Origin of the sequence: Staphylococcus sp. MI 10-1553, assembly GCF_010365305.1 — a bacterium.
Classification (GTDB): domain Bacteria; phylum Bacillota; class Bacilli; order Staphylococcales; family Staphylococcaceae; genus Staphylococcus.
In genome coordinates, this window is record NZ_CP048279.1 from 2,844,214 (window position 1) to 2,870,983 (window position 26,770).

A 26,770-nucleotide genomic window follows, 5' to 3' on the forward strand; every position below is an offset into this window, starting at 1 on the left:
CAATCCTTAATTTTTTAACAGAAAACCTTATTAATTGTCTTTCAACATCAATGCATGCAGTTTATTGTCCTTTGCCCCATGTTACAACGCTATTATCATATTTAGAATTGAATGAGTATATTAATTATATATTGGCACAAAATGTTTCTCTACTTTCTAAAAAGGTATATGTATATTGTTAATCATTATATCGCGTAAGGAGAGTTGGAAATGGAAAATAAAAAGCTAGAACAATTGAAAAAAGACGAAAAAAACAATGACGGTAAAGCAATGACGACGAATAATGGTGTCAAAGTGAGTGAAGATGAAAACACCTTAACTGTCGGCGAACGTGGTCCGAGCTTACTAGAAGATTTCCATTTTAGAGAAAAAATCATGCACTTTGACCATGAACGTATCCCCGAAAGAATTGTTCACGCGCGTGGCTTTGGTGCTCATGGTGAATTCCAAGTTTACAAAGATTTATCAGAGTACACTTCTGCAGACTTTTTGACTCATCCAGAAAAAACAACACCTGTATTTGTGAGATTCTCTACTGTACAAGGTTCTAAAGGTTCACCAGATACAGTGAGAGATGTACGCGGTTTTGCGACTAAATTCTATACAGATGAAGGTATTTTCGACCTCGTAGGTAATGACATTCCAGTATTCTTTATTCAAGATGCGATTAAGTTTCCTGATTTAATTCATGCCGTTAAACCTGAGCCACATAACGAAATGCCACAAGGCGGAAGTGCTCACGATACTTTTTGGGACTTCTTTGCGCAAAACCCTGAATCGACACATACGACATTTTGGGCGATGAGTGATCGTGGCATTCCGAAAAACTTTAGACAAGTGGAAGGATTCGGCGTGCACACATTCCGTCTCGTTAACCGTGAAGGTCAATCTTATTTTGTGAAGTTTCATTGGAAGCCACTGCACGGTTTAGAGTCATTGGTTTGGGATGAAGCACAAATTTTATCCGGTAAAGATATCGACTTCCACCGTAAAGACTTGTATGAATCTATCGAAAAAGGCGACTATCCTGCATGGGAGCTCGGTCTTCAAATCATTCGTCCAGAACAAGAATTCGACTTTGATTTTGATATTTTAGACCCTACAAAAATTTGGCCAGAAGATCAAGTACCAGTCGAAATTGTAGGTAAAATGACGCTCAATCGCAATGTTTCAAACGTATTCGATGAGACAGAACAAGCCGCATTCCACCCTGGTCATATCGTGCCTGGTATTGATTTCTCAAATGACCCTTTATTACAAGGTCGCTTATTTTCATATACAGATACGCAAATTTCAAGACTCGGTGGACCGAACTTTAACCAAATCCCAATCAACCAACCTGTCAATGAAGTCCACAACAACCAACGTGACGCCATGCACCAAATGAATGTGCACAAAGGACAAACGGCTTACCATAAAAATGCGTTAAACAATAATGACCCTCATACGACACCAAGAGAAGAAGGTGGTTTTGAACATTATCAAGAAAAAGTGGAAGGTCATAAAATTAGAAAACGTAGCGCAAGTTTTGAAGATTATTATAGCCAAGCGAAGTTGTATTTAAACAGCTTAACACCCGCTGAATACGAACATATGGTAGCAGGCTTCTCATTTGAAATTGGTATGTGTAACTCTGTGATGGTCAAACAAAACGCCGTTAACCAATTGAATAAAGTAGATCGCCAATTAGCGGAAACGGTTGCGGCAAATGTCGGCGTAGATGTCCCTGAAGAAAATGAAGAAGTGCAATCTACAGCGAAAGACAGTCAGCTCACAATGGAAAAATTCGACATTCCATTACCAGGACATTCCGTAGCTGTATTAGTTAGTGGTGACATCAGCGAAGAGACACTAAAATCTTATGCGAAAGTATTTGCAGACAACAAGCTGAATTATGCGTTCGTCGGTCAACAACCTCGTGCGATTGATGAAGACTTCGGTATCACTGAAACTTATGATACCGCACATCCTACGCTATTCGACAGTGTGATTGTATTATCAGACGGCTCAGACCTATTGCCAGAAGCAGAAGAATTTGCGGAAATGACGTATAAACATAAAAAGCCATTAGTGGTGAATGACAAAGCCGCGGATCAATTAGGTCACTCAAAAATCAACCTCAATGCACCTGGTGTCTTCACATCAGATGAACCCGATACTATTGTAAAAGCGTTTGATAGAGTCAGATATTGGGACCGTTAAAGTAATAAAGAAATCAACCCCGTGCCCTACAATTGATAAGGGACGGGGTTTTGCTTTGCGCGTTTATTTAAAGAGAATTAACGCAATATATTTTTACCACTTTCGATATCGAATATATGGCATTTATTCATATCAAACGCCAGTTCAACTTGATCACCTATACTCAAATTACTTCTAGCATCAACTTGAGCAATAACATTTTGATGATGCATTTGAAAATGAACCATGATATCAGAGCCAAGTAATTCAGCGACTTCTATTTGAGCTGTGAATTTATTTTCTTCATTTGCTTTTACAAAAATGGGTTCATCTCTGATATCTTCTGGCCGAATACCAAATTTAACTTTCTTGTTAAGATATCCTAAGTCTTTTAATTTTTGGACCTGGTTTCCCTTAAATCGGAAAATACGTTGTCCAATTTTCACACCCTCTTCCGTCAATGTTGCATCTAAAATTGTCATAGCAGGTGAGCCAATAAATTGCGCCACAAACAAATTGCTCGGAGAATTATAAACCTCCCGTGGCGTACCAATTTGCATTATGTCTCCTTGATTAAGAACCACAAGTCTTGATGCCATTGTCAATGCCTCTGTTTGATCATGTGTCACATAAATTGTTGTCGTATTCAAACGATGATGTAATTTCATAATTTCTGCCCTCATTTGAACGCGTAACTTAGCATCTAAATTAGATAAAGGCTCATCCATCAAAAATATTTTTGCATCCCGAACGATTGCTCTGCCTAATGCTACTCTTTGCCTTTGTCCCCCTGATAGTGCTTTAGGTTTTCTATTTAAAAAATCTGTTAAACCTAAAATACTTGCAGCTTCTTTAACACGCTTATCAATTTCTTCTTTATTTACTTTTCTCAACTTTAATCCAAACGCGATATTATCATACACTGTCATATGTGGGTATAAGGCATAATTTTGAAATACCATAGCGATATCTCGGTTTTTTGCTTCAACCTCATTCATACGTTGACCATCTACAGTAAATTCACCTTCTGAAATACTTTCTAACCCAGCAATCATTCTGAGCGTTGTAGATTTACCACAACCTGATGGACCAACAAAAACAATGAATTCCTTGTCTTTAATTTCAATATTAAAATCTTTTACAACTGTTAGGCGACCATCATAAGTTTTTCTTACATTTTCTAATTTTATTTCCGGCATTTGTTCCACATCCCCCTATTACTTTTTAACTTAATTCTAAAAGTAATGACTTTTTTCACAGCAGATGGTTGATATACAAACTGTCTATAAAATTAAACTTAACATTTCAAATTTGATATCATCGAATACTTTTTATGATTTCCTGAACTTTAACTTTTCTATTTTCATTTTTAGACAAACTCAAAGCATCTGCAGTAGCAATAGACGACATTGCAGCTGTACCATCAACAAGCGGTTCAAACTCTTTCGAAATTTCCGCACCTTTTAATAAATCATGTAAGTAATGCATCTCTTTTTGCATAATACCTTGTAACCATAAAGGTGGCTTTTTGTCAGGATTACCATACATAATTGCACCATCTTCTTTACTACCTTTGTAAATATTTGTTCGATCGATATCTTCTTCCTTACTGCGATGTAGTAAAAATTGCCGATCTCCACTATTTGTTCTCAATACTACTTTTACATCTTGAAGATCTATTAATATAGCACCTTTTGTACCTTGGATTTTCACAAAATGATCCGACCATCTAAACGCAGAGCCATATTGTAATGTAGCAAATTTATTGTTTTCGAATTCTAATGTAATCAATATCATATCGTCTTCGTCACCGAATTGTTCACCTTTATGTGCGAGATTTCCTCCTACCATCGTCGCCTGTACGGCAGGTCCCATGATAAACTGAATAAAATCTAATTCATGTATATGATGATACAAATGCCCTCCAGATAAATCTTTTTTCTTTTTCCAGCTTACTTCGCTTTGTACCTCTTCCCAACCATTCCTTTCCGAATGACAGAACAAAACTTCTCCTATATCACCGTTATTGATGAACTCTTTTGCTTTTCTAACACCATCCATAAAATTCATTACATGTCCTGCCATAAAGAAGACACCATTTTTCTTAGCTTCTTGAATCATTTCAAAGCAATCTTTATAATTAAGAGCTATGGGCTTTTCACAAAAGATATGCTTTTTATAACTTGCCGCTAACATCGCCGCTTCTTTATGAAATGCGTTGGGGGATGCTATAATAACAGCATCAATATCTGGCCTTTTACAAATATCTTCTAATGTTTCGTCAACATTCGAATTAATTTCATTAGCTAGTCTTTCACTATTCGATTTTTCAACATCATATACAGAAACGACCTTGGCATCTTCTATGTCCGCTAAAATTCTTCCTAACTCTTTACCAAAATATCCAGCACCTATAACACCATAATTAATTTGCTTCATTTTCATTGTTTTATCCTTTCTATTTAACCGAACCTTCTGAAAGTCCAGAACTAATTTTTTTCTGAATTAACATAAAAAATACGATTGATGGGAGTACAATAATTACTGATGCTGCTAACATTTGTCCCCAATTTAAAATTTCTGAGCCATTTAGCGAATACAACGCAATTGAAATGGGCATTTTATTCGTTGTATTAATTAATAATAATGCGAACAAAAATTCATTCCATGTATTGATAAATGTATAAACTGCTGTAGCTACAAGACCAGGCATAACAATTGGTAGTACAATTTTGCTAAAAATAACTAGGCGACTTGCACCATCAACCTTTGCAGCTTCTTCAATTTCAATTGGTACAGTACTAAAAAATCCGATGAGCATCCACACTGCATAGGGAATTGAAAAGGATAGATATGTAATCACAAGACCTATCCAAGTGTTCATTAATCCTAACTGTACAATGACAATTGTGTAAGGAATAGCTAACAAAATAGGCGGAAACATATATGTCGTAATTAAAAATCGTGTCATCAGTTTTCCAAAACTAGGGAAAAACCTTACTATACCGTATGCTCCTAATGCTGAAACAACTATAGAAATCAATGTCGCTACAAGTGAGATAATCAGACTGTTTCTTATATTTTTTATAAATCCTAAGTCAAACAAAACTTGCTTATAATATTCAATTGTAAATTCTTTAGATATCAATGATAGTGGATGGTTCGCTAACTCGTTCGTTGATTTAAACGAAGATAATATTATCCAAAGAAATGGAAAAATCGCAATAACAGTTAATAAAACCACAACGATATAAAGTGCTAGATAAACTATATGCTGTTTTTTCATATCATCTATCCTCGCTTTCCCACTTGTCTAAAATTTTAAAATATATAAAACATACAAAAATTAAAAATAATAAAAGTAAAATCGTTATAGATGATGCCGTACCTAACTGCATCAAACCCCACCCTGTCTTATAAGCATAAATAGGCAAAGTAGTCGTTTTACCACTTGGACCGCCACCGGTGATTAAAAATAACAATTCGAAATTATTAAAAACCCAAATCGTTCTTAACACGACTAATAATCCGATAACGCTCCGAATATGTCGTATCGTAATATGAGTAAATGATTGCCATGCATTTGCACCATCCATGGCTGCGGCTTCATATTGTTCATTGGGGATTGTTTTGAGTGCCGAAAGGATGTTCACCATAAACAATGGTGCACCAAACCAAATATTGATGAACAAGACTGTCCCAAATACAAGCGTACTATTAGATAAAAAATCAATATTTGTGTTAGTGAATCCTAACATTGTTAACATATTTGGTATTACACCCGAAACGTCATTTAATAACCATTTCCATGTAAAACCAATCACGATAGTTGGAAATGCCCATGGTACAATAAGCAATACTCTAAACAACCCAGAAAAACGAGGCAGTTTGTTCAATGCTAATGCTGCAATAAAACCAACTAATACTTGTCCCAGAATTGATAATACGGTCCACTTCACTGAGATCCATAATGCTTCATAAAATTCTTTAGAGCTCAAAACAAATATAAAATTTTGAAAACCTACTAAATCATAATTAGACTTAATTAAATTTTTAGAGGTGAAACTGAAATATAAACTAGAAATAACGGGATAGATTAATAACAACAACACAATGAGTAAAGAAGGCAAAATAAATAACAATCCTACTTTATCTAATTTTTTAATTTGTGCTTTTAATTGATACATTTTACCCACCTACCCTTTTATAATTTTAAATTGTCTATTTAACTTTTCTTCTGCCTTTTTCGCAGCATCTTCCGTACTGATATTTGTAGTTATTATTTCTTGAAACATTTCTTCAATGATACTTTGAGTAGTAATGATACTCGCTTCTACTTTCGGACCATCTTCCATTCCAATTGCTGATCCCTCGGAAATTTGTTTTTCAATCATACTAATTTCTGCGTTAAACTGTTTAACAATTGGATTAGATTGAAATTTCGCGTTGTCTGATACACCTTTCATAACAGGTAACATGCCTCCAGGTGCTGAAAGTAAAAACTTCACATAATCATCTTTATTGTATAATTCTTTCAAAAATGCTCTTGAAATATCTTTGTGCTTACTTTGCTTCCATACGACAATTGGTACATTGGTAGTTTCAATTCCTGTTACTTTATCAGAAGATTTCTCTCTCGGGATTGGCGCAGCGCTTATTTTACTCAATAAATCTTTGGAATTAGTTGCCACTCCTAAAATTTGAAATCCACTATTGAAATCAAAAGCTGTTTTTCCTTGATAAAATAAGGTCGCCTGATCTAGAACTTTAAAATTAATCGAACCTTTTGGAGAACTTTTTCGATATCGATCTACCCAATAATTTATTCCGTCAATAGCAACTTTATTTGTTAAATCTGCTTTTCCATCTTTTATTAATTTTTCTCCATGCGTCCGTACATAAAAATTCAAAAATCTTGTTGCCATCATATCTCCAACACCCATAGGTACTGAAATACCATATGTTCCTTTTTTCGAAATCTTATCTGTCACTCTTTGAAAATCTTCCCATGTTTGTGGCACTTTTTCGTTAACTTCTTCCAACAAATCTTTTCTATACCACATGACTTGGGCATGCGAATATAACGGTAAAGCATAATGATGCCCGTTCTTTTCCCCTTCTTTCAATGGTCCCTCATAAAATTTTTCTTTACCAATATCATTGATGATGTTATCAACGTTTGAAATAACATCAGCATCAACCATAAGCGAAACATCATTGGGTAAAGCTGTTGAAATATCAGGGACTTGACCCGCTTGTACACCAGTTGTCCATTTAGTATGAAATTCTGGCCACGCAAATGTTTCAATGTTGATTTGTACCTTAGGGTGTTTCTTCATAAATTCATCAGCTTTTTTCTGTATATATTCTTTCCTTGGACCTTGTGTAAATGAATGCCAAAAAGTAATTTCTCCTTCAAGCTCATTCGATGCTTTTTCAGTTGTCTGTGCTTCATGTGTTTGGCTACAAGATGCTAAAACAAGTATAGAGGCTAGTAACAAATAAATAATTTTAGTTTTCATTGACTCCCTCCTGTTAAGTAAGCGCTTACATAAGAGTATAAAGAAGAGAATCTAGAAAAAACAGCATACAAAGCAACGAAAACTAGCATAATTCAATGATTAGCTAGTTTCTATAATTCCTATATGCTCTTGGTGAAAGACCGTATACTTGTTTAAATTGTCTCGTAAAATAATTTGCATCTTCATAACCAAGTTGAAGTGCAATTTCATTTATTTTTAAATTTGACTTCAATAACAATTCTGCTGCTATATTCATTTTGTACTCATAAATATAAGTTTGTGGCGTTTTACCTGTGAAATTTTTAAATAGGAGCCTAAATTGTGACTCACTCAAATCAACCATCTTAGCCATAGCTGAAATCTTATAAGGTGTACTTAAATTGTTTTTCATATATTCTATTGCTTGAATAATTCTTTGATCTTTATTATTAATTTGTTGCGCGCTTTCATATAAATAGGGAATTGCTTCTTCACTTTTTATATACGATTTTAACGTACCAATTAAATAGTACAGTTCACCAAGTAGCTTATATTTCTGTCCAACATCATTTTGAGAAAATAAAATATTCATTTTCAAGAATAAATCTCGACACTCTCTAATAGTAAGTGCTTCCTTAAAACGAATATGTGTCGGAAGATCTACCATTAACAATGTTTGGAACGTTCCATACTTATGTATATCAGCTCGAAACCTTATACTTACAAACTCAATGCCTGATGCATTCGCTTTACTTATTAACTTCGCGTTTTGTGGTATACATAAAATATCACCCGACTGTACATAATAACGTTCACCATTAATCACAAATTCACCTGAACCTTTAATAATATAACGAATAAGTGAAAATAAGACGCGTTCATCATAGTCACTCCATCCTTGTAGAAACTTATACCGATTGATATATAGAAACTGAAGTGTATACAAATTCTCCATGTTTCTCCCCTCCATCAAAATACATTACAACTATCCATCTTGTCCTCTTTAGTTCACTATAGCATCTTTTTTACACATCATTGTAGCACGTTAATTCCGTTAGAACTCAACTTGAGTAAAATTTAATAACATAATTAATGTGATAACTTTAAAAATAGCATATTAAAAACCCCATACACCTCAATAGATGTACGGGGTTTGATAAATTAGCTTACGCTTCGTCATTTATAAATCATTAACAATATTTCATTAATAATTAAAAGTTAGTTATTAGATAACATTTCTGAGTTTCTAGTCTCATTTATATCTACTCCTCTGCCATCAACATTAAGTCATTCATATTCTTGATTTCTTTATCCGTTACATAAAAAAGCGAAATCACTAAACTCGCCACACTTACTAAAATAAAATTGATATTTATCGTACCAAAAAAATGAGGTAAAATACCACCAGTGAACGCGCCAAATGGTATCAAAATACTTAATAATCACTTGATGCTCATGAGTAGACAATTGGGGAATAAGCACACTCTCTGCAGGATAAATCACAGACGAAAATAGTGTAGACATACTTAACAATACGTACAAAATAAGCAAATGGTGATGATCTAATAAAAAATACAAAGACATCAGCACCACTATAAAAACTTGTGCAAGTGTACTGATACATAAGATTTTTTTAATATTGTACCTATCTAAAATGGGCCCTAAAAAGAACATGAATACATCAATAACCCCTACGATGACACCAATGATGCCCAAGTATAACGTGTTATGATAAGTAACAACAACATACCACGTTAATGAGATGAGTATGATACTATCTCCAATATTTGTTAGCACTCGTCCAAAAAGTAACTTGTGAACTTCTTTCATTTCACCCACTCCACATATTGTTCAATAAAACCTTTAATCCATCACTATTTGATTCTTCTTCCTTGTGCATCTAATTTAATAATTGGCTCATCCTTAGTATGTGTATAAGTCGCTACAATTTCACCTTCTTTATCTCTCAAATTGACATACCATTCATTTGATTTATTAAATCTCACATTGTCTAATAAATAGCGACTACTGTCATAATCGTGCCCTTCAAAGTCAGCAATCCGTTGATAAACTTGTGATCGCAAATGTGCCATTATACCTGGTTCCTCTTGTTGAGTTAAACTATTAATCTTTTCATCATCGTGTTCGAAACTTTCATCTACTATTTCTATGATATCTTCTAATTCCCTTAACGATTTGTACTTTTTATTCTTTTCATATAATGTTTTCAAATCAAGTTCCACACCATTTTTAAGAAGCTCTTGATAAGACGTGTAAATTTGGGTCCCCCCTAAAAATATTTTATCGTTGCTAATCCCAATCAAAGACTCAAAAATTGATTTTGGTGGATAAACTGAATAAATTTTCATATCTTTAGGCACACCAGAGAAGTGTTGAGTCGGCCACACATAAAGTTTGACTAATTGTCTCGGTTGCTTTTCATTTGGGATAACTCGATCGTAAAAACCTGTTAAGATTTCTTGTTTTGATAATGTATACTGTTCAGCTTCATCCGCAGAAAATGCGAGTGCAAGCTTCATTTTATCGGAAAGTTGGCTCACATCTTCTGTTTTTTGTTGTGTCACTTCTTTTTTCTTAGCATCACTTTTAGCATTATCACTTTTCTGCTGTTCCTCTTTTTTCATTTCCTTTTTATCTTGCTTTGTTTCACCTTGGCTTTGCTGACTGCTTCTTTCATGACTACAAGAGGTTGCAATTGTTAGTAGAACCCCCATTAAAACTAACCATTTCTTCATTAATGTCCTACACATTGAGTAAAAATTAAAACTTTATAACTCAATATTATCATTGTTGACAATGCATTTTAACCCTAATTCAATAAATGATACTTCTCATTGCGTGAAAATCAAATGTGTTAGCTGTTTTCATGATGATGTTTCTTTAAAAATTCAATTGAACAGATGTAATATTATCATTTCTATAAAAATAACCATAACCCGAGTAGAGTTATGGCTAGATCGCTACATTAATTATATAATGAACTGTCATTAATGTGAATAGCGTATAAAACGAATAGAAAAAGACCAAGAAATTAATTTCCAGAGTCTTTCTATATATAAGATTTATATTTATAGAATTTTAATCAATGAATCTATACTATTTTGACAATAGATTTGAAAGTCTTTTAATTTTTCTTTAAACCCTATTTGGAGACTATTATAATCATCCAAAGTACCTCCATGAAAAATTATTTTACGAGGTGTAAATTTATCAGTGATACTGATTCTTTCTGACAAATAATTTACGTAGTCTACTTGACTTTCATCTATTTGTCTAGGTCTACATTTCACTTCACTTACTAAGCCAAAATCAACATTTTCAAAATAAATATCTGATGTCTGTCTTCCATTTTTGACGATTAACGTTTCCTCTTCGTATGCGTTAAAATCCCAAATAAAACGATTATCTTTAAAATCATGAACAGTTCCAAATATCGATATGCACAAACCTTCCATCATAATTCCTCGAAGCTTACCTATACAGTCATTCTTTTGGTCATATAGCGACTTCATATCATCAATCAATTTTTCTAAAGTAACATAAACCTCATATAAAACCTTCTCTTCATATAATTTGAGGTTTTCAAATTTAGAATTATAACTTTCTAATGAGTTCACAAACGAAGCTTCTATCAGTTCTTTTACATTACGTATATACTCAGGTTTACTAGTAAAATTAATCAAGTCGTTGTTAATCAGCATACAGACTCTATTATAGACATTACTAAATAAATTTTTATTAATAGAGATTAGCTGATGCAGAATATTAATAAATGTGTCAATTTTTTCCATGAACAATTTAAATTTATGAACAGTAATATTATTCTTGTTAAATCTTCTATCTTTATACCTATTATTAGTTGATGCTTGAATTTTAATTTTATTCGTCATTTATTTTTGAGAGTTTACTTTTATCAAATGTAGGAAAGTCTACTTTACAATTAACAACATCTTTAATAATGGAGATAGATAAATTCTTAATACTTTCAGACATGGTAAAAAAAACAACTGGTTCGATGGAGTCTATTGAAAAATCACTAGTAATCGTTAATTTACTAGAATACAATGCTTTATATTCTAATTCTAATTTAAAATCTTCATTTTTTATAATAAACCTAATGAGTATAGGAATAGATTCATCTTCAAAATCGTCAGCCATTGGATAAATCTTAAATTCTATTTGATCAGAAGAAACTTTATAAGGGCTTTCAAAGTTAGTAGTATTTTCATCAATCTTACTTAAAGATACGGTGTTTAGATTATAGCTTTCTAGTTGAAATTTATGCTCTATCTCTCGAAAACTCAACATAAGACAACCTCTCTATTTTTACTATTAGTTTTTTTCATTAGTTCCACACCTTTAGAAAGATGATGTATCTGTTTCAAGTTAACTTCTTTAACGTTTCTCAAATAGTTTTCTATATCTGAAAATAAGTTTAATATATCGAGACAATTCTGATACTCGATTTCGTGAACATTATATCTTCTTTCTAATCTTTTGTTATAAAGAATAAAAAAAGAAACCTCAATATTTAAATACTTATCAACAACCATTTCTTTAATTTGATCATATAAGTATAAAAAACGAAATTTGAGCGATTGGCTAATTTCTGTTTCATTAAAAATACGTTTCATTTCAATCCATTGTATTTCTATTAACTCATTAAAATTATTTCTAAGTTCTTTCTTATTGCAATTGCTATACTTATTTTTAATGCTTTCAATGTTCAACATGATATTCACCCCTTTGCTGATCTTTATTGTGTAAATAGACATTTATCTCTCGAATTAACTCTAATCTCCATTTTAATAATGACATAAAATCCTTCTCGTATATATATATTAATATATACTATCTTTACTCTTTGTTAAAGATATTTATTGAGTGATAGGTATGTAAAAACCCCATACACCTCAATAGATGTACGGGGTTTGATAAATTGGCTTACGCTTCGTCTTTAACGAATGGTAATAATGCCATATGACGTGCACGTTTAATCGCTGTAGTCAACATACGTTGATATTTAGCTGAAGTTCCTGTTACACGACGTGGTAAAATTTTACCGCGTTCTGAGATAAAACGTTTTAATAACTCAGTATCTTTGTAGTCGATGTGTGTAATACCGTTTGCTGTGAAATAACAAACTTTTTTACGACGACGACCGCCTCTTCTTGGTCCACCTGCCATGATTTGTGCCTCCCTTACATTAAAGATTGTTTTCTATACGTTCAGATTGTCATTAGAATGGTAAATCATCATCGCTAATATCGATAGGTCCGTTCGCATTCGCAAATGGATTATCATTAGCTGGTTGATGATGATTGTTTTGATAAGACGAATTTTGACCTTGTTGTTGTCCACCGAATCCTTGGCCGTAGCTATCGAATTGATTACCTTGGTTTTGGTTCGCGTGACGTTGGTTTTGTGATTTTGGCTCAAGAAATTGAACACTATCACATACCACTTCAGTGACGAATACACGTCGGCCTTCTTGGTTTTCGTAACTGCGTGATTGTAAGCGACCGTCAACGCCAGCGAGACTTCCTTTGAATAAGAAGTTACTTACATTTTCTGCTTGTTTACGGAAAACAACACAGTTAATGAAGTCTGCTTCACGTTCCCCTTGCGCATTCGTAAATGTACGATTAACCGCTAAGGTAAATGTCGCTACACTTACGCCTGAGGGTGTCGTTCTGTATTCTGGATCTTTAGTTAAGCGACCTACTAATACGACTCTATTAAGCATTTACACGCCCCCAATTATTCTATTACTTGTTTTCGTCTTCACGGACAACGATGTAACGAATGATATCGTCATTGATTTTAGCTAAACGTTGGAATTCGTCAGTAGCTTTGTTGTTTTCAGACTGGATACGTACGATGTTGTAGTAACCATCTTTGAAGTCTTCAATTTCATAAGCTAAGCGACGTTTACCCCAGTCCTTAGTTTCTAACACCTCAGAACCTTCAGAAGCTAAAATTCCGTTAAAACGTTCAACTACTGCTTTACGTGCTTCTTCTTCAATGTTTGGACGCACGATGTACATTACTTCATATGTTCTCATTGTATATTGGCACCTCCTTATGGTCTATGCGGCTTATCAAAATTCAAATGATAAGCAAGGAATAATTTTCATTACTCACATTCAAAGATTGTATCATAGCCCCTTACAAATTACAATATCTTTCACGAATTCCTCAATCTAAATTGTTCGCTTGCCCCATTTGATTAGAACCCAATTAAAATTATAATAAATTAAAAATATTTCTTCTTAATCGAAATAAAAATTAAAATGAGACATACGTCATTCCATGATGTGTGCCTCATTTTTTATGTGCTATTTTGTTAACAGTTTGTCTGAATTAAATCGTTTCGAAATAGCTAAATAAACGATGATATCGACTACAATCAAAACAACGACGAGGATGATTGAAATCATAGGACCAAACAAAAATACGCCGTTTGCTTGAGAAATGATAAAGCCAATAATCGGTAATACTAAAATCATTGAAATGGATTGTGCTGATTTGCTTGTGTTCACCCTTTGCGACACAGCGACGACGAGTGAAATGGATAAAAACGTAATTAACGGCGCAATGAGGAAAGTAACCATGAGCCAGCTAAAATTCGGAAAAATCATCTCACCTAACACTTTGACGCCGTAAACATTAACGATAATGCCATAAATCAATACTGCAATCCAAGTGAGCAAAATCGACGGAATGCCTGAAACTAAAATCTTACCGAGCATCAATTCTTTATTCGTAATCGGCGTATAGAGGAGTCCTTCAATCGTTTTATGCTCTTTTTCACCCGTAAAGCTTGTTGTTGCTAACATACTGGACACAAATACCGGTATTAGGATGAAAAATGGAATAAAGAAATACATCAAGATTGCGTAAACCATCCCTTGATTACGGTCGATGGATTTCGGCAACACTTGGTCAGGCAACTGGTCAATGAACATACGTGCACCACCAATATAATCGACGACACTAAAACTGATATCACCAATAACTAGCGCTAACGGCAACACCAAGCTGAAAATAAATGGAACAATAAATACCGACACAAAAACACCGCGATCACTTCTAATGTCTAGAGCGTCTTTGTAAACAATTGTGAAGACATGTTTCATATTAATCACGTTGCACCACATCCATCTTCTTGAAATATAATTCTTTAATCGTATGTTGAACTTCAGTGACCGTATACACATCTAGTTGGTGTTCTGTAAACAGCTTAATCACCTGGGAAATATTTTCATAAGCCTCCACTTTCACACGGAGATACCCTTCTTTGTCACTATTTTCTTTGGCAACAAATGCCTGCTCATTTTCCAATAAAGCCAATGCACGAGTCACATCATTCACATGAATATCAAATTCAACTTGTGGCCACGCTTCACGTAACAAATCTTCTGCACGTCCCGAAACGATAAAACGGCCTTGATTCATCATAAAAATATGGTCAGCAATTTGTTCTAATCCTTGTAAATGGTGCGTACACATAAATACCGTCATTTGTTCCTCACGTACTTGCTGTTGTAAATATGTGTTCAGCGATTCAGAAGCTGATGGATCCAAACCAGACGTCGGTTCATCTAAAATTAATAGTTTTGGATGGTGAATGAGCGCTCGCATAATCGCTACTTTTTGTTTCAAGCCTTTACTCAATGTCCCAACTTTACTTTTTTTACGCTCAGTTAGCTCAAAATAAGTTAATAACGCATCAATTCTGTCGTCAATCGCTGCTTTTGGCACATCGTAAAAACGCGCCCATATTTTTAAATTTTCATATACTGTTAGATTTTCATACAAATTCCCATCATTTTGCACACCCATTTGTTTACGCACACGTTCAAAATGGGGGTCTGTCGTCTTTACGCCAAACACTTCAATTTCACCATGTGTCGGTTGAAGTAAACCTGTCAATAACCGAACTGTCGTCGTTTTCCCTACTCCATTCGGCCCCAAAATCGCATTAATCGTTCCCGGCTTCAAAGTAAAAGAAATATCATTAATCACATTTTTACCATTTAGCGTCTTTTGTAGTTGGTTCACACGAACTAACATCGTCCTCACCTCTCTCATTGTTGTCTACTTTACACATTTTCACTTAAGCATATTTTACCACTTTTTTACATAATACATTATTTTTTATCGTTTTTACACAAAATTTTCAGAATACTATACATAGTTTAAAAATAACTTGTATCACAGAGAATTCCAAACTTTCTCATCAACTCGTGCGTGTTCGGAAATCTAAAACAATATATATTAACGAATCATATCCGCAAAAAAAGAGCTAAAATGCTGATCATCTCAACACCTTAGCTCTCTTTGTTATCTCCTACACATTAAAACGGAAATGCACGACATCTCCATCTTGCATTACATAATCCTTACCTTCTAAACGCATTTTACCCGCTTCTTTCGCGCCTTGTTCACCGTTATGTGCAACGAAATCTTCATAGCTCGTCACTTCAGCACGAATGAAACCACGTTCAAAGTCTGTATGAATGATACCCGCACATTGTGGCGCCGTCATACCTTCCTTAAACGTCCAAGCACGCACTTCTTGTACACCTGCTGTAAAGTACGTCGCCAATCCTAATAAATCATATGTTTTGCGGATTAAGCGGTTCAAACCAGGCTCTTCAATACCTAATTCTTCCAAAAACATCGCCTTATCTTCATCGTCTAATGTCGCAATCTCTTCCTCGATTTTTGCACTAATGACGATGACTTCTGAATCTTCTTGTGCAGCATACTCACGAATTGCTTTCACTTTATCGTTTTCTGCGTCATTAATTTCATCTTCACCGACGTTCGCGATATATAACATTGATTTTGAAGTTAACAATTGCGCTTGATTCACATATTTTTGATCTTCATCATTAAACTCTAAACTACGGACAGGTTGCCCATTTTCAAGTGTTTCTTTAATTCTTGTTAAAATGCGCACTTCATTCACGGCTGTTTTGTCTTTTTGTTTTGCCATTTTCTCTAGACGTGGCAAACGTTTTTCGACAGATTCTAAATCCGCTAATACTAACTCCATGTTGATGACTTCAATATCTTCAATCGGGTTCACGCGCCCTGCAACGTGTGTGACATTTTCATCGTCGAATGCACGCACAACTTGGCAAATCGCGTCAACTTCACGAATGTGTGATAAAAATTTGTTACCGAGACCTTCTCCTTTTGAAGCACCTTTCACGATACCGGCAATATCTGTAAATTCAAACGTTGTTGGTACAGTTCTTTTCGGATTTACGATTGCTTCTAATTGTGTTAAACGTGTATCAGGTACCTCAACGATTCCGACGTTTGGATCAATCGTTGCGAAAGGATAGTTTGCAGCAAGTGCACCTGCTTTTGTAATTGCGTTAAATAAAGTTGATTTTCCGACGTTAGGTAAGCCGACAATACCAGCTGTTAAAGCCATGTTTCATTCTCCTTCTCATTTGAACTCGCTTTTTCGAGTACTTTTTTTATTTTTTTGTTGAATGTTTGACGTGGTAACATAATACTGCGCTGACAATTTTCACATTTGATACGGATGTCCGCGCCCATACGAATGATTTTAAAGCGATTTGTTCCACATGCGTGTTGCTTCTTCATCTCTACTATATCATTTAATTCGTAATTTGAAGCCACTCAATTTCACCTCTATGCTTCCTTGTTTTGTTGTTCTTGATATAACTGGACAAGTGTCGGCATTGGTGCTTCAATACCTTCAGACTGTAGAAATTCTTTTAGCTCGCGGCGTAAAATACGTGAGCCACCAAAGCTTTCACCCGGCAACGTTTCACCCGCCACACGAATCATCACTTCATAGCTGTTGAATTTATCGACACCTAACACTTCAGGCGGTTCGATAAAAATATCATACTTTTTAGGAATCGTTTTTAAGAAGAGGTTCATTTTCTTCTCTACGTCGTCAATTTTCTCATGAATTGACACTGGAATATCAATAATAGATACACCATTCGTTACTGAGAAGTTGGTCACCTCGCTCATCGTCCCGTTTGGAATGATCGAGAGTTCACCTGTAAATGATAAAATGCGTGTCGAACGTAGACCAATCGATTTGACTGTCCCTTCCGCAATCGGTGCACTGTTGTTTTTAATGCTCACATAGTCCCCGACATCGAACTGATTTTCAAATATAATAAAAAATCCTGTTATGACGTCTTTCACGAGTGTTTGTGCACCAAAACCAATCGCTAAACCTACGACGCCGGCCCCTGCTAAAATACTTTCAACACTAATGCCAAATTTGCTCAATACGGTTGTCAAAGTAATAAACCATACGATGTAACCGACGACATTTTGAACGAGTGTAATTAATGTTTTTGATCTTTTCGCACGATTTGTTTTAGCTGAACGATTGTTGACTTTAAAAAATTGAGTGATGACTTTGTTTAAAATACGTACAACGATAAAAGCCACCAACACATATAATAAAACGATAATCAGTTTCGTTAAAAGGTTGGAATATGTTTCTGGATCTAATAACGGTTGAACCATACTTTTTAATACCGCTTCTAATTGATTCATAAGTAACTCCCTTCTCTATGCATAATCTTGAGTGATGTATGTTGATGCCCGTGCCCTTTTCGACATTACATGTTTTTAAGCAATTGAATCAGCCTGCGATAGTCATTTTCAGAGTGGAATGTAAAAGTAATCTCGCCTACATTTTTCTTCGTCGTAATTTCTACACTTGTGCCATATTGTTCTTTTAATTGTTGTTCATGTTGGCGAATCAGTGCAGGCTTTTTCGTCGTATGCTGTTGACGTGATATCGCTTGTTGCGTGCTACCTGTATGTTCAGCGACGCGTTGTTCCAAATATCTCACACTCCAAGACTCCCGGATGGCTAACTTTGCATATTGTATCATCGTTTCCGGTGTTTTGAGTGCGAGTAGTGTGCGTCCGTGTCCACCTGAAAGTTGGCCTTCTCGTATTAAAGTCCTAATCTTAACAGGTAACTTGAGCAGTCTCAACATATTCGCTACATACGGTCTTGATTTGCCTAACCGTGCTGCAACCTCTTGTTGTGTCAAATTCAAATGTTGCATCAGTTGTTGATAACTTTCTGCCTCTTCTAAAGCATTTAAATCTTCACGTTGCAAGTTTTCAATAATTGCCAGTTCCCGCATCTCACCATCTGAAAATGGTTTAACGATAGCTGGAATGTGCGTTAAGCCTGCCTCAAGACTTGCTCGATAACGGCGTTCACCCGCTACAATATGATACCCTTTGATCGCTTGCGTTACGATGATGGGCTGCAACACACCATGCTGTGCAATCGACTGCGCAAGTTCTGTTAACTTTTCAACATCAAACGTTTTGCGAGGTTGGTACGGATTCGGTCTAATTTCCGTCAATGCCAGTCGTTGAACTTGCTCGGCATCATTTTGTTGACTTTGCCATTTTTCGGTCACCCTTCTCACCAACCTTTCAAATTTTTTACCATTCCATTTTACTGTTTGCACCATTGAGACACAAGCTTTTCTCCATGATTTTGACAGACATGCAATTTCTTTCTCTTCTAAATTTTCAGAAAACACGTTGACAACCTTTTTGACATCGTGTAAAGTATGTTTTATCAAAGCACAACACAATATTCCTAAACACTGTAAAAAGGAAAGTAAAACGACCCCTGCATTTACAGAGAGCCTTCGTTCGCTGAGAGAAGGTATTGAAAGCACGTTTGAAAATGGCCTTGGAGTGTTGGTATCGATATGAGGTATCACCGGGTTCGCCCGTTATAGCGACTCAGTATTCACATTTTGTGGCACGGTAAAGTATTCCAAAGATATCCCTCACATTACATATCTATCATACCCTTTACCTCGCACACAATTTAGCGTACTGGAAGAGGTGATTTGAGCAATCATGTCACGAACAAAGGTGGTACCACGAACAAGCTTTCGTCCTTTATATCTAATGTCTTATTGGATCTAAAGGACGGAAGCTTTTTTATTTTTGAAGAGGAGGTTGAACTGATGAAAGAAACGACACTGGCACAAATTGCGTTGACTCAAGATGACACAGGCGCTATCGCAAATCCAATTTATCTCTCTACGGCATACCAACATGAAGGACTTGGACTATCAACTGGATTTGACTATACACGAACTAAAAACCCGACGCGACAAGTTTTTGAAGATGCTTTTGCACGACTTGAAGGCGGTATCGCGTCATTTGCGACGGCGAGTGGTATGGCAAGTATCCAATTGGTCTGTAATCTTTTCGAACCTGGTGATGAAATACTCGTCTCTTTTGACTTATACGGCGGCACGTTTCGACTATTTGAATTTTACGAAACGCAATATGGCATTCGTTTTCACTACATCGATTTTGAAAATCCAGACGCTGTAAAGGCTGCCATCACACCTCAAACGAAAGCCTTATTTATTGAACCGATTTCGAATCCTTTGATGATTGAAATTGATTTGACACCTTATTATGAAATAGCCGCCCAGCACGAGTTATTAACGATTATCGACAATACGTTTCTCACACCTTATTTGTCGACACCTTTACTCGATGGTGCAGATATTGTGTTACATTCAGCGACGAAATATATCGGTGGGCACAATGATGTTCTTGCTGGCGTCGTCACTGTAAAAGATGAAGTCCTTGCAGAAGAGTTAGGCCAATTTCACAACATGATTGGTGCCACACTTTCACCGATTGACAGTTACTTATTATTACGTGGTTTAAAGACATTGCATCTCCGTGTCGAACGGTCACAACAAAATGCGCAACGTCTCGCACAACGTTGTCAACAACTTGAGGGGATACAAGAAGTGTTATATAGCGGACGTACAGGTATGTTAAGTTTGCGCCTTGACCCCGCTTATCGAGTGGATGCACTTTTACGACGCATCAAAGTTTGTCGCTTTGCAGAAAGTTTAGGTGGCACTGAAACTTTCATTACTTTCCCTTATACACAGACACATGTCGATATGCCTGATGACGAAAAGGATAAACGTGGTATCGATCAGCATTTAATCCGTTTATCTATTGGTATTGAAGCTTATGAAGATATTGAAAACGATTTAATTCAAGCACTTGAGAAATCTAAGGAGGGTGTTCATTTATGAAGCGCACGAAACAAACTGAATTGATCCATGATATTAACAGAGGCCACAAATATAAAAGCGCCAATATACCCCTTTATTATTCGTCGACCTATCATCAACAAGTATTGGGTGGCCCTTACGAATATGATTACGCAAGAAGTGGCAATCCTAATCGTGAGTTACTTGAAACTAAGTTAGCACAACTCGAAAACGGTCAGTTCGGCTATGCTTTTAATTCTGGAATTGCCGCAATTACAGCTGTATTTTTAACACTTAAAGCAGGTGATCATGTTATTTTACCTGATGATGTTTATGGTGGTACTTTTCGATTAACTGAAAGTATCTTATCTCGGTTTAATATCTCATTCACAACTGTAGATGCGGAAGATGTTGATGCGATTCGTCGCGCTATTCAACCTTCAACACGCTTAATTTATGTGGAAACACCTTCAAATCCATTATTTAAAATTACAGATATTAGACAAGTTGCAGAACTCGCTCAAGCACATCAGATTCCCGTCGCCGTAGATAACACATTTATGACACCACTTGGTCAAAACCCTTTAGATCTAGGTGCAGATATTGTGATTCATAGTGCTACAAAATTTTTAGGCGGACATAGTGATGTTATCGCTGGTGCAGTAATTACTAATGACAAAGCAATTGCCGACGCACTGTACTTGATTCAAAACGGAACAGGTAGTGGCTTATCCGTATATGACAGTTGGACACTGACACAGCACATTAAAACATTGGATGTGCGTTTTCAACAATCAGTTAAAAATGCTAAAGCTGTCTCTCGCTTTTTAGAACAACATCCTGCTATTTCGCACGTCTATTATCCAGGAAATAGCACTGTTCATTTACAACAAGCACATAATGGGGGCGCTGTCCTCGGTTTTCGATTAAAAGATGAAACCTATGCACAACAGTTTGTCGATGCTCTAACTATCCCACTTGTATCTTTAAGTTTAGGTGGCGTTGAAACGATTATTTCACATCCAAATACAATGTCTCACGCAAGTATCCCAGCAGATATTCGTGAGGCCCGTGGGATTACTTTCGGTTTATTCCGTTTAAGTGTTGGCATCGAAAATGTAGAAGAACTCATTGCAGATTTAGACCATGCATTAAAGGGGGGATATGATGCATCGATTGTTAAAAGCATTACAAAACAAAGTTCTAGTGGCTGATGGTGCAATGGGAACGATTCTATACTCTGAAGGGTTAGATACATGTCCCGAAGCTTATAACCTCACACATCCGGAAAAGGTTGAACACATTCATCGTTCGTATATCGAAGCAGGTGCAGATGTCATTCAAACGAATACGTATGGTGCTAATTTTGAAAAGCTTCAACCTTTTGGACTCGAACATAAAGTAAAAGCCATACATCAAGCAGCAGTAGCCATTGCCAAACGTGCTGCAGGACCAGATACATTCATCTTAGGGACGGTCGGTGGCTTTAGAAGTACAAAACAAGGCGAACTGTCACTGTCAGCCATTCAATATCACACTGACATTCAAGTCGATACACTCGTGGCTGAAGGCGTCGATGGTCTGTTATTCGAAACATATTACGATGATGAAGAGTTACTGAATGCGATTAAGCAAACACGTCAAAAGTACGATATTCCGATTATTGCGCAACTGACCGCTTCTAACACGCATTATTTAGTCAACGGTAAAGAAATTAACAGCGCATTACAACAATTGGTCGAAGCAGGTGCAGACATTGTCGGTTTGAATTGTCATCACGGCCCGTACCATATGAAGCGTACTTTTGGCCATATCGAATTGCCGACCAATGCTTACTTGTCGTGCTATCCGAATGCGAGCTTACTCGATATCGATCAGCAAACCTTTAAATATAGTGACAACGCGCAATACTTTGGTGAGACCGCGGAGCAACTCATTCAAGAAGGGGTCCGTCTTATCGGTGGCTGTTGCGGTACGACACCTGATCACATTCGTAAAATTAAAGCAGCCGTCCAAGGATTAAAGCCAATTCAAGAGAAAAAAGTCATTCCGATTCATCAAAAACAAACGTCAGAAGCACCGAAGCAAACACGTCAAAACTTGGCAACGCGTGTACGAGAACGACCGACCATCATCGTCGAACTTGATACACCGAAACATCTCGATACAACGAAATTTTTCCAAAACGTCAAAGCTTTAGATGACGCACAAATTGATGCTGTAACGTTAGCGGACAACTCTTTAGCAACTGTTCGCGTATCCAATATTGCAGCCGCGAGTTTAATCAAACAACAATTCAACATCGAACCACTCGTCCACATTACATGCCGAGATCGCAACTTAATCGGACTGCAATCTCACCTCCTCGGTTTATCGTTAATCGGGGTCCATGAGATTTTAGCGATTACCGGAGACCCTTCGAAAGTCGGACATCTCCCAGGGGCAACGAATGTGTACGACGTGAATTCAAAAGGATTGACCGAACTTGCACTCAGATTTAACAAAGGCGTGAACACTGACGGCGATACATTAAAAGTCGCCACACAGTTCAACATCGCGGGAGGTTTTGACCCTCATGTGAGCAACATCAAAGCCGCGGTCCGCAAAATGGAAACAAAAATTAAGAGCGGCATGCATTACTTTATTACACAGCCGGTCTTCACAAAAGAAAAAATTGTCGAGATTTACGAAGCGACAAAGCATCTCGATGTCCCTATTTTTATTGGGATTATGCCGATTACGAGTTACAAAAATGCGTTGTTTTTACATCACGAAGTCCCTGGCATCAAAATGTCAGACGATGTACTCGCACAGTTTGAAGCTGTTGCCGATGATAGACAAGCAACGTATGAACTGAGCCTATCCCTTTGTAAATCACTTATCGACACCGTCCATACGTATTTCAACGGACTGTATTTAATTACACCGTTTGAGCGTATTGATTACTCATTAGAACTTGCAGCCTATTCGAAATCAATTACAACATCCCACCAGGAGGCGATTTTATGACAATTAAAACAACAAACTTAGGATTCCCAAGACTTGGACACAAACGTGAATGGAAAAAAGCCATTGAGGGCTACTGGAACAACAAAATTACAAAAGCTGAATTAGACGACACGTTACAACAATTACACCGTTCTAACTTAGTATTACAACAAAACTGCAACTTAGATAGCGTACCAGTAGGCGACTTTTCATTATACGATCATATTTTAGATACATCTTTATTATTCAATATCATTCCAACGCGTTTCCAAGACCGTGACATAGATGATGACTTACTTTTCGACATCGCACGCGGTAACAAATCACACGTCGCAAGTGCACTTGTCAAATGGTTTAACACAAACTATCACTATATCGTACCTGAATGGGACAATGTGACACCTCGCGTGAACCACAACCGTTTATTAGACCGTTATAACGAAGCAAAAGCACTCAATATTCATGCACACCCTGTTATTGTTGGACCTGTTACATTCGTAGCACTTTCTAAAGGTGGCGATCAATCATTTGAAGACAAAGTGCGTACGTTATTGCCACTTTACGTTGAAGTATTACAATCACTCATCGATGCAGGTGCAGAACTCATTCAAATTGACGAACCGATTTTAGTAACAGATAAAGCTACTGAATTAGAAGACATTACACGTGAAGCTTACGAGGCATTTGCTGAAGCTGATGTTGCAAAAGCGTTAGTGATTCAAACGTATTTCGAGCGTGCAAATGTGAAGTTTTTAAGTGCATTACCAGTAAAAGGTCTCGGATTAGACTTTGTACATGATCGTGGCTACAACTTACAACAAATCGAAAATGGCGACTTTGACCGTTCAAAAACATTATTTGCAGGTATCATCGACGGTAGAAATGTATGGGCTGCAGATGTTGAAGCGAAGAAAGCATTAATTGAAAAATTATCCCAATATTCCGATGACTTATATATCAATCCATCGTCATCATTATTACACGTACCAGTCTCATTAGAAGATGAAACGTTAGAAGATGACATCCGTGACGGTTTAAGCTTTGCGACAGAAAAATTAGAAACATTAGATGCATTAAAACGTGCTGTGAATGACAACGATACTGAAGCATATGACCGTTTACATGCGCAATATACACGTTTCCAAAGCCAAGCGTTCAAAAATCTTGAGTACGACTTTGAAAGTGTTCGCGCAGAACGTGCTTCAGCATTCTCTGAGCGTAAAGTCGTACAACAACAACGCTTAAACTTACCAGATTTACCGACAACGACAATTGGTTCATTCCCACAATCACCAGAAGTGCGTAAACAACGTGCAGATTGGAAAAATAACCGTATTTCTGACGAAGCGTACCGTCAATTTGTACAAGATGAAATTAAACGTTGGATTGAAATTCAAGAAGACATCGGTTTAGACGTCTTTGTTCACGGTGAATTTGAACGTAATGACATGGTCGAATTCTTTGGTGAAAAGTTAGACGGCTTCCTCGTGACGAAATTTGGCTGGGTACAATCATACGGCTCACGTGCGGTAAAACCACCAATCATTTACGGTGATGTGAAATGGACAGCGCCATTAACGATTGATGAAACCGTGTATGCGCAAAGCTTGACGGACAAACCAGTGAAAGGCATGCTAACAGGTCCTGTAACGATCTTAAACTGGTCATTCGAACGCGTGGACATCCCTCGCTCAACAGTTCAAGATCAAATTGCGCTTGCGATTAACGAAGAAGTGTTAGCACTGGAAAAAGCAGGCATCCAAGTGATTCAAGTCGATGAACCAGCGTTGCGGGAAGGCTTACCATTACGTAAAGAGTACCACGAAGATTACTTAGCGAAAGCCGTGCATAGCTTCAAACTTGCGACATCTTCCGTGACGGACGAAACGCAAATCCATACGCATATGTGCTATTCGCAATTCGGACAAATCATCCATGCGATTCACGACTTAGATGCAGACGTGATTTCAATCGAAACATCGCGTAGCCATGGTGACCTCATTAAAGACTTTGAAGATATCGATTATGATTTAGGTATTGGTCTAGGCGTTTATGACATTCATAGCCCACGTATTCCGACAGAAGAAGAAATTACGACAGCAATTGAACGTGGTTTACAACAAATCGACCGTTCATTGTTCTGGGTCAATCCAGACTGTGGTCTTAAAACACGTAAAGAAGATGAAGTGAAGGCTGCATTGACTGTTTTAGTGAATAGTGCACGTAAATTGCGTCAAGAAAATGTTGAAGCAAAGTAATAATAGAATATGCTTTCAAATTAATTAACATATCCCACACCCTAAAAGTATTGGTTCCACTTATTTTTAGGGTGTGGTTATTTTTTCGGATGATTGGGTTTAATGATATATAAAGGATTATTTTTGAAATGGGTGTTTGATATTTTTACAAAAAGGAATAATGAATAAAAAGGAAGATTGAAGGAGAGAAGTCAGCATGAGCATCAAACTCATCTCATTTATCGTGTATATTTTAGTTTTAATTATACATAGATATGTTCTATCGAATAAGAGACCCGCATTTCTAGGCGCAATCGTACCCATTATCTATATTGTGGGTATCGGAACAGCTATCATCAGATCTGATACGCATCTATCACTCTATGACTATGTTCCTTTTATTCTAGGACTTATTCTACTCTTAGTTTTTTGGATGAGAGGAAGAGAAGACTATCACAATAAAGTGACTCAAAGTGCGGAGAATACGCAATAAACTAAGGAGCGGGGTTTCAATGAAAATTTCTTGGATTTTATGGTGGATTTTCACTATTTTAGAAGTGGCGCTGTTTTTAGGGCTATCTTTTTTGCTCTATATGCGAGAAATTGATGCAAGTGGTGCCGTTCAAACAGTAGAGATAAAATGGATTAACATAATGGTGTTAGGTGTTTTCTTTTTAATACCAACTATCATTCAAATCATCTGGCTCATTATCAATATTGTAAAATCTGAAAAGAGAATGGCTCGTGATTTGTAGACTTA

26 protein-coding genes and 1 other annotated feature are annotated in these 26,770 nt (G+C 36.4%); of the genes, 6 read left to right on the plus strand and 20 right to left on the minus strand.

Annotated elements, in window-relative coordinates; genetic code table 11:
* Nucleotides 1-210: 210 nt before the first annotated feature.
* Nucleotides 211-2,202, plus strand: coding sequence for a catalase (locus GZH82_RS13530; RefSeq protein WP_162682911.1), 1,992 nt, complete (start codon nt 211-213; stop codon nt 2,200-2,202).
* Between the two features lie 77 nt (nt 2,203-2,279).
* Here GZH82_RS13530 and GZH82_RS13535 read toward each other — a convergent pair whose 3' ends face one another.
* From GZH82_RS13535 to GZH82_RS13630, 20 genes are all read right to left on the minus strand, one after another.
* Nucleotides 2,280-3,380, minus strand: a complete 1,101-nt coding sequence (locus GZH82_RS13535; RefSeq protein ID WP_162682912.1) for an ABC transporter ATP-binding protein — start codon at nt 3,378-3,380, stop codon at nt 2,280-2,282.
* A 118-nt stretch (nt 3,381-3,498) separates the two neighbouring features.
* Nucleotides 3,499-4,626 carry a Gfo/Idh/MocA family protein gene (locus GZH82_RS13540; protein ID WP_457853057.1) on the minus strand — a complete coding sequence of 376 codons (1,128 nt, stop codon included), beginning with the start codon at nt 4,624-4,626 and terminating at the stop codon, nt 3,499-3,501.
* A gap of 13 nt (nt 4,627-4,639) precedes the next feature.
* Nucleotides 4,640-5,467, minus strand: coding sequence for a carbohydrate ABC transporter permease (locus GZH82_RS13545; protein ID WP_162682913.1), 828 nt, complete (start codon nt 5,465-5,467; stop codon nt 4,640-4,642).
* A gap of 1 nt (nt 5,468) precedes the next feature.
* Nucleotides 5,469-6,368 (minus strand): carbohydrate ABC transporter permease, encoded by a 900-nt coding sequence (locus GZH82_RS13550; RefSeq protein WP_162682914.1) that lies wholly within the window; start codon nt 6,366-6,368, stop codon nt 5,469-5,471.
* Nucleotides 6,369-6,377: 9 nt separating this feature from the next.
* The gene (locus GZH82_RS13555; protein WP_162682915.1) at nt 6,378-7,703 is read right to left on the minus strand and encodes an ABC transporter substrate-binding protein; all 1,326 of its coding nucleotides are present in this window, start codon (nt 7,701-7,703) and stop codon (nt 6,378-6,380) included.
* A 103-nt stretch (nt 7,704-7,806) separates the two neighbouring features.
* The gene (locus GZH82_RS13560; RefSeq protein WP_162682916.1) at nt 7,807-8,637 is read right to left on the minus strand and encodes a helix-turn-helix domain-containing protein; all 831 of its coding nucleotides are present in this window, start codon (nt 8,635-8,637) and stop codon (nt 7,807-7,809) included.
* Nucleotides 8,638-8,990: 353 nt separating this feature from the next.
* Entirely contained in the window at nt 8,991-9,512 is a 522-nt protein-coding gene (locus GZH82_RS13565; protein ID WP_203232824.1) for an MFS transporter, read from the minus strand.
* A gap of 44 nt (nt 9,513-9,556) precedes the next feature.
* Nucleotides 9,557-10,438 (minus strand): hypothetical protein, encoded by an 882-nt coding sequence (locus GZH82_RS13570; protein WP_162682918.1) that lies wholly within the window; start codon nt 10,436-10,438, stop codon nt 9,557-9,559.
* A gap of 333 nt (nt 10,439-10,771) precedes the next feature.
* A complete protein-coding gene (locus tag GZH82_RS13575; protein ID WP_162682919.1) occupies nt 10,772-11,593 on the minus strand; it encodes a hypothetical protein in 822 nt (273 codons plus the stop codon).
* Nucleotides 11,583-12,011 carry a hypothetical protein gene (locus GZH82_RS13580; RefSeq protein ID WP_162682920.1) on the minus strand — a complete coding sequence of 143 codons (429 nt, stop codon included), beginning with the start codon at nt 12,009-12,011 and terminating at the stop codon, nt 11,583-11,585. Before GZH82_RS13580 ends, GZH82_RS13575 begins: the two co-directional genes overlap by 11 nt.
* On the minus strand, nt 12,005-12,436 hold the full coding sequence (locus GZH82_RS13585; protein WP_162682921.1) for a hypothetical protein: 432 nt from the start codon (nt 12,434-12,436) through the stop codon (nt 12,005-12,007). Before GZH82_RS13585 ends, GZH82_RS13580 begins: the two co-directional genes overlap by 7 nt.
* A gap of 211 nt (nt 12,437-12,647) precedes the next feature.
* Entirely contained in the window at nt 12,648-12,890 is a 243-nt protein-coding gene (gene rpsR, locus GZH82_RS13590) for a 30S ribosomal protein S18 (protein WP_014614919.1), read from the minus strand.
* A gap of 52 nt (nt 12,891-12,942) precedes the next feature.
* Entirely contained in the window at nt 12,943-13,449 is a 507-nt protein-coding gene (ssb, locus tag GZH82_RS13595) for a single-stranded DNA-binding protein (protein WP_162682922.1), read from the minus strand.
* Between the two features lie 22 nt (nt 13,450-13,471).
* On the minus strand, nt 13,472-13,768 hold the full coding sequence (gene rpsF, locus GZH82_RS13600) for a 30S ribosomal protein S6 (protein ID WP_086428801.1): 297 nt from the start codon (nt 13,766-13,768) through the stop codon (nt 13,472-13,474).
* A 273-nt stretch (nt 13,769-14,041) separates the two neighbouring features.
* Nucleotides 14,042-14,842: an ABC transporter permease subunit gene (locus GZH82_RS13605; RefSeq protein WP_238989703.1), complete on the minus strand. Its 801-nt coding sequence runs from the start codon at nt 14,840-14,842 to the stop codon at nt 14,042-14,044.
* 1 nt (nt 14,843) lies between these two features.
* Complete coding sequence (locus GZH82_RS13610; protein WP_162682924.1) at nt 14,844-15,779, minus strand: ABC transporter ATP-binding protein; 936 nt, start codon at nt 15,777-15,779, stop codon at nt 14,844-14,846.
* A gap of 277 nt (nt 15,780-16,056) precedes the next feature.
* Nucleotides 16,057-17,154, minus strand: a complete 1,098-nt coding sequence (gene ychF / locus GZH82_RS13615) for a redox-regulated ATPase YchF (protein ID WP_162682925.1) — start codon at nt 17,152-17,154, stop codon at nt 16,057-16,059.
* Nucleotides 17,145-17,366 (minus strand): DUF951 domain-containing protein, encoded by a 222-nt coding sequence (locus GZH82_RS13620; protein ID WP_014614931.1) that lies wholly within the window; start codon nt 17,364-17,366, stop codon nt 17,145-17,147. Before GZH82_RS13620 ends, ychF begins: the two co-directional genes overlap by 10 nt.
* 12 nt (nt 17,367-17,378) lie before the next feature.
* Entirely contained in the window at nt 17,379-18,269 is an 891-nt protein-coding gene (locus GZH82_RS13625; protein ID WP_162682926.1) for a mechanosensitive ion channel family protein, read from the minus strand.
* A 65-nt stretch (nt 18,270-18,334) separates the two neighbouring features.
* Entirely contained in the window at nt 18,335-19,285 is a 951-nt protein-coding gene (locus GZH82_RS13630) for a ParB/RepB/Spo0J family partition protein (RefSeq protein ID WP_162682927.1), read from the minus strand.
* A gap of 59 nt (nt 19,286-19,344) precedes the next feature.
* Nucleotides 19,345-19,659, plus strand: a binding site (T-box leader).
* 64 nt (nt 19,660-19,723) lie between these two features.
* Here GZH82_RS13630 and GZH82_RS13635 point away from each other — a divergent pair.
* From GZH82_RS13635 to GZH82_RS13655, 5 genes are all read left to right on the plus strand, one after another.
* Nucleotides 19,724-20,827: a PLP-dependent transferase gene (locus GZH82_RS13635; protein WP_162682928.1), complete on the plus strand. Its 1,104-nt coding sequence runs from the start codon at nt 19,724-19,726 to the stop codon at nt 20,825-20,827.
* The gene (gene metC / locus GZH82_RS13640; protein WP_162682929.1) at nt 20,824-21,999 is read left to right on the plus strand and encodes a cystathionine beta-lyase MetC; all 1,176 of its coding nucleotides are present in this window, start codon (nt 20,824-20,826) and stop codon (nt 21,997-21,999) included. Before GZH82_RS13635 ends, metC begins: the two co-directional genes overlap by 4 nt.
* Complete coding sequence (locus GZH82_RS13645; protein WP_162682930.1) at nt 21,953-23,794, plus strand: bifunctional homocysteine S-methyltransferase/methylenetetrahydrofolate reductase; 1,842 nt, start codon at nt 21,953-21,955, stop codon at nt 23,792-23,794. Before metC ends, GZH82_RS13645 begins: the two co-directional genes overlap by 47 nt.
* Nucleotides 23,791-26,031, plus strand: coding sequence for a 5-methyltetrahydropteroyltriglutamate--homocysteine S-methyltransferase (gene metE / locus GZH82_RS13650; RefSeq protein WP_162682931.1), 2,241 nt, complete (start codon nt 23,791-23,793; stop codon nt 26,029-26,031). Before GZH82_RS13645 ends, metE begins: the two co-directional genes overlap by 4 nt.
* A 491-nt stretch (nt 26,032-26,522) precedes the next feature.
* On the plus strand, nt 26,523-26,765 hold the full coding sequence (locus tag GZH82_RS13655) for a DUF3923 family protein (protein WP_162682932.1): 243 nt from the start codon (nt 26,523-26,525) through the stop codon (nt 26,763-26,765).
* Nucleotides 26,766-26,770 lie beyond the last annotated feature (5 nt).

Excerpts from the sequence above, each read along its gene's own strand:
- GZH82_RS13530 (WP_162682911.1), top strand. The coding sequence starts at position 211 with ATGGAAAATAAAAAGCTAGAACAATTGAAAAAAGACGAAAAAAACAAT.
- GZH82_RS13535 (WP_162682912.1), bottom strand. The coding sequence starts at position 3,380 with ATGCCGGAAATAAAATTAGAAAATGTAAGAAAAACTTATGATGGTCGC.
- GZH82_RS13540 (WP_457853057.1), bottom strand. The coding sequence starts at position 4,626 with ATGAAAATGAAGCAAATTAATTATGGTGTTATAGGTGCTGGATATTTT.
- GZH82_RS13545 (WP_162682913.1), bottom strand. The coding sequence starts at position 5,467 with ATGAAAAAACAGCATATAGTTTATCTAGCACTTTATATCGTTGTGGTT.
- GZH82_RS13550 (WP_162682914.1), bottom strand. The coding sequence starts at position 6,368 with ATGTATCAATTAAAAGCACAAATTAAAAAATTAGATAAAGTAGGATTG.
- GZH82_RS13555 (WP_162682915.1), bottom strand. The coding sequence starts at position 7,703 with ATGAAAACTAAAATTATTTATTTGTTACTAGCCTCTATACTTGTTTTA.
- GZH82_RS13560 (WP_162682916.1), bottom strand. The coding sequence starts at position 8,637 with ATGGAGAATTTGTATACACTTCAGTTTCTATATATCAATCGGTATAAG.
- GZH82_RS13565 (WP_203232824.1), bottom strand. The coding sequence starts at position 9,512 with ATGAAAGAAGTTCACAAGTTACTTTTTGGACGAGTGCTAACAAATATT.
- GZH82_RS13570 (WP_162682918.1), bottom strand. The coding sequence starts at position 10,438 with ATGAAGAAATGGTTAGTTTTAATGGGGGTTCTACTAACAATTGCAACC.
- GZH82_RS13575 (WP_162682919.1), bottom strand. The coding sequence starts at position 11,593 with ATGACGAATAAAATTAAAATTCAAGCATCAACTAATAATAGGTATAAA.
- GZH82_RS13580 (WP_162682920.1), bottom strand. The coding sequence starts at position 12,011 with ATGTTGAGTTTTCGAGAGATAGAGCATAAATTTCAACTAGAAAGCTAT.
- GZH82_RS13585 (WP_162682921.1), bottom strand. The coding sequence starts at position 12,436 with ATGTTGAACATTGAAAGCATTAAAAATAAGTATAGCAATTGCAATAAG.
- rpsR (WP_014614919.1), bottom strand. The coding sequence starts at position 12,890 with ATGGCAGGTGGACCAAGAAGAGGCGGTCGTCGTCGTAAAAAAGTTTGT.
- ssb (WP_162682922.1), bottom strand. The coding sequence starts at position 13,449 with ATGCTTAATAGAGTCGTATTAGTAGGTCGCTTAACTAAAGATCCAGAA.
- rpsF (WP_086428801.1), bottom strand. The coding sequence starts at position 13,768 with ATGAGAACATATGAAGTAATGTACATCGTGCGTCCAAACATTGAAGAA.
- GZH82_RS13605 (WP_238989703.1), bottom strand. The coding sequence starts at position 14,842 with ATGAAACATGTCTTCACAATTGTTTACAAAGACGCTCTAGACATTAGA.
- GZH82_RS13610 (WP_162682924.1), bottom strand. The coding sequence starts at position 15,779 with ATGTTAGTTCGTGTGAACCAACTACAAAAGACGCTAAATGGTAAAAAT.
- ychF (WP_162682925.1), bottom strand. The coding sequence starts at position 17,154 with ATGGCTTTAACAGCTGGTATTGTCGGCTTACCTAACGTCGGAAAATCA.
- GZH82_RS13625 (WP_162682926.1), bottom strand. The coding sequence starts at position 18,269 with ATGAATCAATTAGAAGCGGTATTAAAAAGTATGGTTCAACCGTTATTA.
- GZH82_RS13635 (WP_162682928.1), top strand. The coding sequence starts at position 19,724 with ATGAAAGAAACGACACTGGCACAAATTGCGTTGACTCAAGATGACACA.
- metC (WP_162682929.1), top strand. The coding sequence starts at position 20,824 with ATGAAGCGCACGAAACAAACTGAATTGATCCATGATATTAACAGAGGC.
- GZH82_RS13645 (WP_162682930.1), top strand. The coding sequence starts at position 21,953 with ATGCATCGATTGTTAAAAGCATTACAAAACAAAGTTCTAGTGGCTGAT.
- metE (WP_162682931.1), top strand. The coding sequence starts at position 23,791 with ATGACAATTAAAACAACAAACTTAGGATTCCCAAGACTTGGACACAAA.
- GZH82_RS13655 (WP_162682932.1), top strand. The coding sequence starts at position 26,523 with ATGAAAATTTCTTGGATTTTATGGTGGATTTTCACTATTTTAGAAGTG.